Below are 12,986 nucleotides of genomic sequence, written 5' to 3'. Positions count from 1 at the left end.
GAAGACTGGAAGATTCGGCAACGCACAAATCGCCTGCAAGCCGGCCGGAGCCAGCCCGCTGTCGTCGAACGGCAGCGAACTGCCAGAGAGCATATGGCGGCTTTCCAAAGCCTCGAAACGCGGCCGGAACGAACGACGCTTCGACGAGCGGCGTTTGGCTAAAGGGCGATTGGACAACTTCATGGCCAAAGCTCCATTGTTCTACTCGGAAGCGACGGTTCCTGAACGGCCACGGACGAGTCGATGTCCGGCGCGACAGAGGGAGCCCGCGGGCGCCCACGACAGCGCGTGGAACAGGAATTCCGTGTTCTTCTCGTGAAGCCGACTTCGGAAAAGATTGAAAGACGAGCCGTGGGAGTCCCGTGGCGATCCACAGGACCACCCGAAGGGAACCCTAGCTTTTTTTGGCCACGCCGGACGATCGCGATTCGGAAGAAAGGGGTCCAGTCGCCCGTCGGGAACCGCAGTTGCGGGGTCGGCGATTGGTCATTGAGGGCTAGCCGCGCGCGTGAACGGATACTTCTTTGCACCGTCCATTTAGCCAGAAACCTCGTTTATCCATCTGATGGGGGGGTATTCTGGCGTCGCTCGGTTCCGTCGCAATTGTGGCCGCCAGAGGAGCGTCCGTGAGGGTCGGTGCGTACCGTCAGACACCGTTTAAAGGCCTGGTCGCCGAAATCCGGGCGTTCCAGCGGCCTGGTGGATTGCGAGATTGCGCAATCGGTTGCGGCTTCATGCATTCTGGCAGTTTACCGCTGGACATCCCCGTTGGTGTTGGTATAAGGAAATGGCTGCGCGAGGAATGGCGGAGCCGGGATTTGTAGCTGGCGGTCAGTTGCGGCACGATAGCCCGAAAATGCGGGCCGCCCGTCTACAGGTGAGTTTCGTGGATGCGAAGTTCGTTGGCGAGTTCCCGAAATCCGGAAAGAATATGATTGACAAGGCGGACCTGACGATTATGTTTAGCTCGATGGCCGTGAATTGGAGTTGCTTTGTTTGTTGTTTTCTGGGGGTGAGTTTTAGGGGCTAGCCGACTCGCCGGTTCGATTTCTAAACAGGAGAAGCAAGATGACTTCTAAACCGAAAATGGTCGGCGTCGCTGCGATGGTTTTGGTGGCCGCTTTTTCTGCGGCTGCTCGTGGGGATCTGGTGGTTAGTGTTGCGGAAAGTGGCGGATTCGTGGCCTCACCATACCTAACCGCGACTAGCCCGCCGCATGCCGGTGTAGCCCCATTTCTTTCTGTGAATAGCGGCAACAACGTGCAGGTGGGCGATTTCCAGCTCACATTTAGTTCAAACGACTCGGGGTCGACTCCCAGCCTAGGCGACTTGACGACGAGCGACATCGACTTGCAGAACTTGGGCGCGGTTGCGGAAAGCATTACGTTTACCATCGTCAACGGACAAGGAACAGCAGCCACGGATTACTCGTTACCCACTGGGAGCCCGTTGCTCCTAAAATCAGTCTTGTCTGTTTCACAGCTCCCCGATGACGGTTCGGTAACCCTTTTGAGTTCTTTCACATCGGGGTTGGGCGTCGCTCAACCAGCGCCATTGAATTCAGTTGGGTTTCCCGGCCCGCTCGGCCCCGGCACGTCAAAGTCAAGCGTCCCTGTCCTGAACCCAGCGGGGATTTATAGTCTTGAGCAGGTCATCACGATTTTTGTTCCCTCTGGGGGACAGGTTTCGCTCACAGCAGACACGCAGGTCGTCGCCCCGGAACCGCCGCGGGTGGTCGGCATTCTCAGCTTGGCGGGAATGATGGGGCTGGGACTGTTTTGGCAGCGTCGGAGAGCGATGGCTTTGCACGTTTGAATGCATCCTTGAACACGCGATATGTTGAAAGCGAGAGGCCATCCCTTTTGGGATGGCCTTTTATGTTGGCGCAGTAAAACCGCGTCGGAAAGTGAGACGCGGTATGTTGAACCTTCGATTCATCGACTAAGATGGACATATGAGGACCACGATCAATCGTTTCTTCCTGCTGGGTTTGCTCGCCTGTGTCGTACTGTTGGCTGCGGCCGTTCATGGACTGCATGCGTTTCAGATCAGTCGGCAGAGCAGTTTTTTGCTCGACCAGGCGCATCGCGCCTTGAAAGAAAAGCAATTCGGACCGGCCGTCAATTATTTCCAGCAATATACGAAACTCGCGCCACAGGATGTTGATGCCCAGGCGGAATTTGGGCTTTTGCTGGCGGACCTTGGCGCTTCGCGGGACGCGGCTCTCACGTTGGAAAGGGTGCTGCGCGCCCAGCCGGATCGGGATGACTTGCGGCGGCGGCTGGTGCCGGTCGAAATGGGGATCGACCGAGTGAGCGACGCCAAGGCGCACGTGGAGCGACTGCTGGCAAGATTGCCGGACGATGCGGCACTCTGGGATTTGCTGGGGAATTGCCAGGCTGCCGGTGGAGAGTATGTCCCGGCGGTCGGTTCGCTGGAAAAATCAATCGGCCACGATCCGCATCAAGTCGGTGCCTATGCGCATCTCGCGGAGGTGCTGCGGCGGCTCAAGCGCCCCGACGAGGCTGACAAGTGGATGGCAAAGCTGGTCCAGGCCAATCCGGAGTCGGCCCGAGCCCATTTGCTCGACGGGCAATATCTGGCAGGAATCGGCCGGGAGAAAGAAGCTCAGGGGCAGACCGAGAAGGTTCTGGAGCTTTCTCCCAAGGAAACCGGCGCTCTGCTGTTGGCAGCCCGGCTCACGTCGGACAAGCCCCCATACGACAAAGCACGCGGTTACGCCCAGCGCGCGATCGACTCCGCCCCGACCAGTCCGGCCGGCTACATCATTTTGGCACGGATCGAGGCCACCGCCGGAGATCGAAAACAGGCCATCGCTTGCCTGGAAACCGGGGCGGCAGCGACCCAATCGCGCGATCGGGCGTTGTTGTGGGAACTCGGGCGGCTGCGGATTGCGGCGGGCGATTTGCCGGGAACGCAGGGGATCGTCGATACGTTGCACAAGCTCCCCGCTGACGACCGCTTCGAGCCGTTGATCGGCTATCTGGAGGCGGAGATCGAATTGGCCAACCATCATTGGCTGGCCGCGGCCCAGCGATTCCAACAGATTGTGCCACAATTGAGCCGCTTGCTCGATTTGCAAGAGGAGGTGGTACAGCTTCAGATTGCCGCTTGCCAGGAAAAGCTGGGCAACACGGAACTTCAATTGGCGGCCTATCGCGACGCGGCCCGAGCGAATCCGTCCTGGCCTCCCGCGCGGTTGGGGATCGCAAGCGTGTTGCTCGCCAAAGGCAGGTTCGACGAGGCTCTGGAAGAATACCGGCAGATCGCCAAATTGGACGGTATGCAGGGGGCCGGCGCGGCGGGCGTGGCGCGGTTACTGATCTTGAAGAACCTAGCCCGCCGCCCAGCGGAACAGGATTGGACGGAGGTGGACTCGCTGCTTGACCAATTGGGCCACAACAATCCGGATTCGGTCGGAGTTACACTCTTGCGGGCGGAAGCGCTGGCTGGAGAGCAGCATCCCGCCGAGGCGGAACAACTGTTGCTCGCCGCGCGAACGAAAGCTCCTGACCGAACCGAGTTGTGGACCGCGCTGGTCGGCTTGGCCGATCTGCAGCAGGAGTGGCCGAAGGCCGAGCAGTTGTTGGCCGAAGCGGAAAAGAGATTCGGCGATCAGGTTTGGCTTCGCTTAGCCCGCGGCGCGTCTTTGCTGGCCCATGACAAGCAGGAGTCGGCAGCCAAGCTCAAAGCCTTGGGGGATCAGTCGGCGGCGTTTTCGCCGGCCGATCAAGCGACTCTGTCCCACGGTTTGTCGACCCTGTCATTGGAGGCTGGCGACGTGGCGCAGGCGACCGTACTGGCCCACCGCGCGTGCGATGCCGATCCGAAGGATTTGGAGTCTCGGCTGTTCCTCTTTAATCTGTCGTTTCGCAGTGGCGATGCGGTAGCCTTAAGGCAAGTTCTCAAGGAGATTCGCGGTCTAGAAGGGGAGGGGCCTGTCTGGCACTTTGGACAGGCGGCGCTCTGTCTGCTGGCGAAACCGTCGACTGCGAAAGGTGACGAAGTGGCCCTCGACGAGGCGGCATTCGAGCATATTAGTGCCGCCCGCAAGCTGCGACCCGGCTGGTCCGCTCTATCGCTGTTGACCGCGCAAATTCTAGACCGGCAAGGGCAAAGCGGGGCCGCCCTGCAAAACTACCTCGAAGCGATCGATCTCGGCGAGCGCAGCCCAGTCGCGGTCCGCCGGGCGGTCGAACTGCTCTATGCCAAGCAGCGCTATGCCGAGGCGGATCAGCTGCTGCGCCGGCTCGATCAGCAACCTGGGCTCTTCTCCGGCAACATCGAGCGGATGGCCTCGAAGGTTTCGGCGCGATTGGAAGACCTCGATCGGGCATTGGATCTGGCTCGCAAGGTGGCGGCGAATTCGCACGACTGGCAGGACCAGGTTTGGCTGGGCCAACTCCAAAGCCTAGTGGGATTGCGAGCCAAGGGGGCCGGCCGAGTGGATGAAGCCGCCAGCCGCTTCGCCGAGGCGGAAAAATCTCTCAAGCAAGCCGTGCAGCTTAAGCCGGAAGCCCCCGAGCCCTGGGTTGCGCTGGTCCGGTTTTATGTGGCCATCGATCGCAAGGCCGACGCCGAAACCGCGATTCAACAGGCCAAGCGCAAACTGCCGGCCGAGACCGCCGCGCTGACCTTGGCCAGTTCTTATGAAGCGATCGGTGACATGAACGAGGCAGCGGAACAATACCAAGCGGCGCTTGCCGCCGCTCCGCAAAACGCACAGATCGTACGGAGCGGGGCCGAGTTCGAAATGCGAACGGGAAAGTTGGCCGACGCCGAAGCCCAGCTCCGCAAAATCGTCTCGGGGCAAGTCGCGGCGAAGCCGGAAGAGGTCGCTGCCGCGCGCCGGGAGTTGGCCGCCGTGTTGCGGGCCAGTGGCCGCTATTCAAAGATCCAGCAGGCGCTGGCGCTGATCGAGCAAAATCTCGCCGCCGGCGTCTCGCCGGAGGATCTCCGCGAAAAGAGTTTCGCATTGGCCCTCTGCCCGCAGCCTGAGCGGCGCCAGATGGCGATCGAGATCCTCGAGAAGCTGCTTCAGGCGCAGCCGGACGCGGACAATTTGCGGATTGCGCTTGCGCAGCTCTATCTGGCCGCTAAGGACTGGCCGCGGGCGTCGACGCTGCTCCGCAATCTTGTTACGAGCCATGAAAAGGACCCGCGTTCTATGGCCCTGTACCTGACCCAACTCCTCCAGCACGACGAGGCCGACGAGGCCGAACTCTGGATTCGCCGTCTGGAGCAAATCGCTCCTAACGAGTTCGCGACCGCCAGCCTCAAAGCGGAATTGCTCGTCAAGCACGGGCAAGTCGATGCGGCCATCCAAACGTTGCGCGACGCCCTGGCACGGCAAGAGTTGCCTCCGGCCGAAGCAACAAAGAAAGCGTTGCTCGTCGCCGCACGGCTTGAAGAATTGTCCCGTGGCGCGACCGGCCCGGATCGATCCCCGGCCGCCGACAAGCTGCTTGCCGAGGCGGAAAGCATGTACCGGAAAAGCGTCGGGGAGCAGCCCGAACAGCAACTCGCGCTGGCCGGCTTTCTCGCCCGCCGAGGCCGGTTCGACGAATCGCTCTCGCTGCTGGAAGCAACCGGCACCAAAGCCGATCCCAATTCCCTAGCCCAAGCCATCGTCGAACTCGTGGAAAGCGACCCCGCTGTCGCCCCCTCCGCTCCTCGCTCCCCGCTCGAGAATCTACTGCTGGCGGCGGTTGACCGGACCGATCATGCGCCGGCGCTTTTGATCGCCTTGGCGGATCTTCGCATCCGCCAGGAACGTTTTGACGATGCAATAAAGACCTACCGGGAAGTCCTGAAAAAAGACGCGTCGAACGTCGTATCCATGAACAATCTGGCCATGCTCCTCGCGCTTGAGAAAAAACAACTCGACGAAGCACTCCAACTTGTCGATCAAGCCATCGCAGCGGCTGGCCCGCTCCCGGCGCTCTTGGATTCTCGGGCTTCCGTTTACCTCGCGCTCGGCAAACCGCAACAAGCCCTGACAGATTTGGAACAAGCCCTGAGCGCCGAACCTCGGCCAAACCGCGAATTCCACCGCGCACTGGCCTGTTATCAGCTTGGGCAGACTCAAGCTGCTGCGCAGGCGCTGCACGAGGCCCGAAAGAAGGGGCTTAAGCCCGAAAACTTGAATCCAATGGAAAGACCGGCGTACCAAGAACTGGCGGCAAAGTTGCAGGGGCAACAAGGGTGACTGGAACAGGTGGCGGAGAGCAGAGAGCGTCGAGAAAAAAGGGGATGGAAAGCTCGTTACGCTATAGGCGGGGCTGAGTTGGCAAGTGCGGCCTGGACGCAGCCAGCGCCGGCCGCCGACGCTGGCTGTGTCGGCCACGTATATCGATTTCAAGCGAGATTGGTTTATCGGCAATCGGGGCCCAATCGCCATTCGTGATGTCGCCAGCAGATTTGAATTCGCAGCGACAACTGTGGGGATCGGGCTGTAATCGTCATCCCAAGCCAACTCGGCGGAACTCCGGCAGGCGGCACTTTCGCCCGGCGTTCGAGCAGCTTGAATCGCGCCGGCTGCTGTCGACGCAATCCACGGCGAAGCCGACCTTGGTGCTTGTCCCTCCCGCCGGCAGCTCGGTTCCACTAGCCAATTCCGCGCCTCCCGGCGGTGCCCTCACTCCGAGCCAGCTCCGCCACGCCTACGGCTTCGACCAAACGACATTCTCCTATAGCGCAGTCCAGGGCGATGGCTCTGGTCAGACGATTGCGATCATCGACGCCTACGACGATCCGAATATTCTCGGCGACTTGCAGCAGTTCGACACGTATTTTGGTCTGCCCGCCCCCCCGACCTTCACGAAGGTCAGCCAAACCGGTAGCACGACCGCTTTTCCCGGAACCGATCCGGCCGGAGCAGGAAACAATTCCTGGGAGCTGGAAACCTCGCTGGACGTCGAGTGGGCACATGTTTTGGCCCCAGGCGCCAACATCCTTCTGGTAGAGGCCAATAGCGGCTCAGACCCAGATTTGTACGCGGCCGTGGATTACGCTCGCAACGTGCCGAGCGTGACCGTCGTATCGATGAGCTTCGGTCGCGAGGAGCACTCGAGCGATCTTGGCGACAATTCGCATTTTACAACTCCCATCAATCATACCGGTGTCACATTCTTGGCCTCGACCGGTGACGCCGGACAACCTGCAGAATATCCCGCCTATTCGCCCAACGTCGTCGCGGTCGGCGGCACCACCCTGACGGTGGATGCCAACGGCAATCGTGTCCCACAACCTGGCGACGGCGGGATCGGCGAGTCCGGTTGGAGCGGCAGCGGCGGCGGGATCAGCACGATTGAGCCACAGCCGGCTTATCAAAATGGCGTGGTAACGCGGTTCAGCAGCTCGGTGCGCACGGCGCCGGACGTTGCTTTCGACGCCGGAACCTACGTAGCGATTTACGATTCGTGGGATTACGGCACGACTCCCTGGATGCAAACCGGCGGCACCAGCTTCTCGGTGGTTGCATGGGGCGCCCTGATTGCAGTCGCAAATCAGGGGCGTGCTATCAATGAACTGGCCTCGCTGGACGGCGCAACGGGCACGCTCCCGAAGCTATATTCTTTGCCCAGCGCCGACTTCAACGACATCATCATTGGTAGCAACGGCAGCAATGCCGGGCCTGGGTACGATCTCGTGACCGGTCTTGGCTCGCCCATCGTGCCGTCGGTGGTCGCCGGGCTGATCGGTCCCTACACCGTAAGCTCGTCCAGGCCGTCGGCTGCCGGGACCGTCACGTCCCCGCCGACCAGTTTCACCGTCGTTTTCAGTTCCCCGTATGCAACGACGAATGTGTCGGCGGCCGCATTGCAGGTCAATGGAATTCCTGCCGACTCCGTGACGCAAACCGACGCGAAGACACTGACGTTTCGATTCAACTCCAGCCCCGTGACGACGCTGGGGCTCCAAACTATGTCGATTGCGGCCGGCAAAATCGCCCGAAGGAGCGATGGAGTTTCATTATCGTCTTTCAGCGCGACATTCACTTACATAGTCTTCCCCACGCCTCTCGCGTCAATTAGTCCGGACGGCTCGTTGATTTATCAGAACAGCGTCGGCGGCTCAATTGACTTTGCGGGCGGCACCGAATCGTTTGCGTTGTCGGTGGCTGCCGGACAAACGCTGACGGTGCTCGTCACGCCGGCCGCTGGCTTGCAACCCGGCGTCGTTGTCGACGGCCCCGGCGTATTAACTTCCGCGTCATCGATCGCTGCCGGCACGCCGGTCATCCTGCAAACTACACCGATCCCCACGACCGGTACGTATACGTTTAACATCGATGGGCTGAGCGACACTATTGGCAGTTATGTTGTACAGGCCTATTTGAACGCCGCACTTTCCACTTCTGCACATGGCGGAGCCGCCAACAATTCTGTGACGACCGCCCAGAACATCGACCCCAGCTTCATCGCGCTGGGGAACAGCGCCCAGCGCGGCGCCGTTGCCGGCGCGATCACGACGCACCATCGCTCTGCGTCCGATGCCTTCGGCTACCAGGCCGCCACGGTCGCCCAGCAGTTCGACGATATCAGTTCCACCGGCTCGGCGATTCTCAAGGGCGTTGACGATGGCTTTGTTTCGGTGGGTCTTAGTGGGACTTTCGCCTTCAACTTTTATGGCACCTCGTACGCAACGTTCAATGTTTCCAGTAATGGTCTAATTACTTTGGGAAGCGGCACTGGCACGTCCGCCTACGCTAACTCGAACCTGCAATCGTCGCCCAGCGGGCCGACCATTGCTCCGCTGTGGGCCGACTTAGTGGTGAGCGGCTCGGCAAATTCAGACGTGTATTGGCAGGTCAAGGGCTCCGGTAGCAACCAGCGACTGGTCGTGCAATGGAACGATGTGAGCTTTACCAATGGTAACAATGCCGGATTGGTCACGTTCGAGGCGATTCTCGACGCGGACGGCACGATCCTATTCAACTATCTGAATCTCAATAGCGGCGATTTCGGCGCCGGCGGCGTCACGGCCACCCTTGGAGTTAAGGCAAGCGGTGACCAATCCTCGGCCGGAAACTCCCTGCTTCTGTCATACAAGTCGACCAACAGCCCCTATATCGGTAGTGGTGTCAGCACTGAGATCGGGGTCGGACTGAGCGTTCCTGACGATTACGCCTTCAGTCTCACGGCCGGACAGACGGCGATGCTGGTCGTCACGTCTCAAAGCGCCGGCGCTGTTACTCTGGTTTTGCAGAACGCACAAGGCACCACATTGGCCAGCGGCACGACGCTTAATACCGACGTTGGCCAAGCCATCGAGGGCTTCGTGGCCCCCAAAGCCGGCACCTATTATGCCGCCGTAAGCGGCGACGATGGCACGCCATACACACTGGTTATCGATCGCAATTCCGATTTCGACACAAAAACTGGCACGAACTTCGCCGCGGCCCAGAATATCAGCGGAACCCGTGGCGTCCTGGGCGCGATTCTGGATGCGACCCCAGACGACTGGTATGCTGTCGACCTCAACGCGGGCATGAGCCTATCGGTCCAGACCTATATTATACCCGGCGGCGGGCCCGCACAATTCGTCAACAATCTGAGTCCGCAAATCCAGCTCTATAGCCCCTCCGATGTGCTCCTCGGTTCCGTCGCCGGGAACCAGTCGATCATTCAACAAGCGGCAGTCAGCGGATTCTATCGCATTCACGTTAGCGGCGGCGGCACGACCGGCGAGTATTTCCTCAATACCGTTGTCGACGCCACTCCACCCACTGCGACAATTACACCCGTCAGTCCTAGTCCGCGAAATTCGACCGTCGCACAAATGCAAATCGTCTTCAACGAGCCCGTCACGGGCTTTGTCTTGGCGTCGCTATCGCTGACACGAGACGGTGGTGCCAACCTGCTGACCGCGTCACAGACTTTTTCTACGAGCGACAACGCCACTTTCACGCTGGGGAACTTGGCCCAGCTCACCGGATCGAGCGGCACTTATACCCTCACGCTCACTGCGTCTGGCTCGGGCATCGCCGATGCGGCCGGGAGTCCGCTGGCCGTCAATACCGCGAGCAGTTTCGTCATCGACTTGACTCCACCGACCGTCGCGATCACCCCCGTTGGCCCCAATCCGCAAATCTCGGCGGTCGCGCAGCTGAACATCGTGTTTAGTGAGCCGGTGACTGAGTTCGTCTTGGCCGCGCTATCTCTCGCGCAGAACGATGGCGCTAACCTGCTTACCTCGTCGCAGACATTAACTACGAGCGACAACACAACCTTCACTCTCGGCAACTTGGCCAGCCTGACCGATACTCCAGGTACATATGTTCTGACCCTGACTGCGGCCGGGTCGGGAATAATTGATGCTGCGGGCAACGCTCTGGTCAACGGCGCCAGCACAAGCTTCGTTGAAAACGTGCCCGCCCAAGTCACGACCAGTGGAGACAGCGGCACGGGAACGCTGCGGCAAGCCTTGCTCAACGCCGCGGGAGCACCCGGCCTAACGCACACCATCCAGTTCGACTTGCCGGCCGGGTCTCAGACGATCAATCTGCTCGCGCCATTGCCCGCCATTGCTGATCAATTGATTGCGGCGCTGGATGCCACGCAGCACGTTACCGTCGCCTCTTCCTCGACCGCCGCTTGGGACACCTACAGCGCACTTACCAAAATTGGGGCGGGCACGCTGACTTTCACCGAAGCCAAAAGTTTCAACGGCAACATGCAGTTGGATGGCGGATCGTTGCGGTTTAACGAGCCGGCGACTCCGACGTTCAGTCCGGGAGTCACCGTCACGATTATGGCCGATGCGCAGCTCGAACTCGCTGGCAACATCTCGGACCTGACCGGCGGTTCGAACAGTGTCAATATTAGCAACAACAGCACCGCGGCCGCTGGCATCCTGGTATCTGGCACCGATCAATTGGTCGGCATAATCGACGGCACGGGCAACTTAGTGGTCAACTCCGGCAGCGATCTGACGGCTAATTCCATTCGCCAGTCCGCATTGATAATAGGTGGCTCGGCTAGTGCTTTTGGCATGGTCACGATCGCTCCGAGCGATCTCGACGGCAATGCACTTGCCCCGGCAGCACTGGACTCAAACAGCGGCGCAAATGGCGGGGCCGCTGCGACAAATCGATTGCCGGTCGCGGCGAGCGCTTCGCGCTCCGCTGTCTCGTCGATCTTTGCGCGTTCCGCAGCCGCGGCGAAACGTGTTGACGGACGTTCCGAAGCACTTCTGGCCAGAGGGTCGGATCAATGGCGTTCGTCGTCGTCAGCCAGCGGAAGCACCCGGCCCAGCTCCGAGCCCCAGCCATCGGCGACTTGGATGGCACTGGCGCGAGTGACGATCGCTGCAATTTCACCTGCCGCCAACCAGCCGCCCCCACCTTTCTGTCGGAGTTCGCTCGGCGGCAGTGAAATCATGCAAACCGAAATCCCCTTGCCAGCACTAAGCGACGTCCGAAGCCCTTCGACCGGCTTCCGCCACTTTGGAGCGTTGGATAAAGTAATTGCCTCGGGCTGGGAAATCACCAACGATAATTATTGGTCGGGATGGGAAAGAGTTGATGGGCAGACGGTTTACGGCGAGCCATCGGCTGCTGGTTTGGCGGACAATCTGTTGGAATTGCTTTAAAAGCTGCCGCTTTGAGCAGCTTTGATTTTCTGTACCAAGGGCTATGAAGGCATGGGGTGGGAATCGCCTGCAGCCCACGGATCCGATCATATTTTCAGGTCACTCCGCAACAACTTCATACCAGAAAACCGTCTCGCAATACCGTTATTTTGGCAGATTGCGAGATTGCGCAACTTCTTGCGGCTTAATGCATTTTTGGGCTTTTCTGCTTGCAAGCATTTGGGAAGGGGTTATAAAAGAGTCGAATCGTGGTCAGGACTTTGACATCCAGCCCGAAGTGTTTCGCGAGAACCCGCGTTGTTATTTCCTCGGCGAGATGGCCAACAGGGTTGGATTAGGAGCGATATATATGAATCGCGTGGTTCGAGCAATGACGTTTGCGACTCTGTTTACCATTACCGGCTCAGCGTTCGCCGATACGGTCAATCTTACGATTGCGAGTGCTGGTGACCCGCGTTTTGGTGACTCGCTTTCAGTAACGGACACGAGTGGAACCAGTACTAGCACCGTTGCTGGTCCATACCCTTATACGATCCAAAACATCGATAACAAGACCAACCCTCTGATTCCTGATGGGTCTTATACTGGGTATTGTATCGCTCTAACCGAGGATATTTTTTATGGTCAGACTGCCCAGTTCACCGTAACATCACTTGCGACGGATCTGACGGGTGAAACCAACCAGACCCTGGGCACGATTCAGGCCGACAATGTACTGGCATTGATTCAAGACTACGTCAACGCAGACCCAGTGCATAATATTCCCACGAATCCGGTCAAGAGTGTCGCTTCGGATGCGTTAACCGTGGCGATTTGGGACGTCGTCAATGCGAAATCGTCCTCAAACCCTCTGAAGATCAACAGCGATTCCAACAACATTCAGGTAAGTGGGGGTTCAAACATTACGACAGCTGTGGCTGACGCGAACGTATGGCTGAAGTCACTTTACACCGGTCAGGCGCCACCGACTTCCGCGCTATATGCTGGGGCGAACGTCTACGCGCTCGATAACTCGCAAGAGGTTCAAGACCAGTCGATTGTAATCGCCTTCGGCAATGGTCATAACACTGTTCCCGAACCGGCTGACGTCGCAAGTTTGTCTAGTTTGGGGCTTATCGGGTTGCTGATCGGCGGAACGTTTGGTTTCCAAAGACGCTTCGTTTTCCAAAAGGGCCTGAAAGCGCATACACCGGCACGGTAGGCGCGATCGATCCCGTACCGCGTTTTCTATAAAGGTGTTTTTGTGCGTGGTGGCGGGTTGGCTTGATTTCAAAAAGTTACATAACGCTTGGTGGTCTCCCATTCTTCGCTGATCTCGATCAACACGCCGGTCACCAATCGTAGCAGCGACGCTTCGTTCGGGAAGAGTG

4 protein-coding genes are annotated in these 12,986 nt (G+C 59.3%); all 4 read left to right on the top strand.

Features of this window, described 5'->3' with window-relative positions; genetic code table 11:
• Positions 1-1,068 precede the first annotated feature (1,068 nt).
• A complete protein-coding gene (locus tag VGY55_01565) occupies positions 1,069-1,815 on the top strand; it encodes a hypothetical protein (GenBank protein ID HEV2968643.1) in 747 nt (248 codons plus the stop codon).
• A 139-nt stretch (positions 1,816-1,954) separates the two neighbouring features.
• Complete coding sequence (locus tag VGY55_01560) at positions 1,955-6,229, top strand: tetratricopeptide repeat protein (GenBank protein HEV2968642.1); 4,275 nt, start codon at positions 1,955-1,957, stop codon at positions 6,227-6,229.
• Positions 6,230-6,426: 197 nt separating this feature from the next.
• Positions 6,427-11,616, top strand: coding sequence for an Ig-like domain-containing protein (locus VGY55_01555; protein ID HEV2968641.1), 5,190 nt, complete (start codon positions 6,427-6,429; stop codon positions 11,614-11,616).
• 43 nt (positions 11,617-11,659) lie between these two features.
• Positions 11,660-12,817, top strand: a complete 1,158-nt coding sequence (locus VGY55_01550) for a hypothetical protein (GenBank protein ID HEV2968640.1) — start codon at positions 11,660-11,662, stop codon at positions 12,815-12,817.
• Positions 12,818-12,986: the final 169 nt, after the last annotated feature.

It is taken from the genome of Pirellulales bacterium (genome assembly GCA_035939775.1).
Taxonomy (GTDB): Bacteria; Planctomycetota; Planctomycetia; order Pirellulales; family DATAWG01; genus DASZFO01.
Note: the sequence above shows the minus strand (reverse complement) of the source record. Positions and strands in the feature narration are given on the sequence as shown.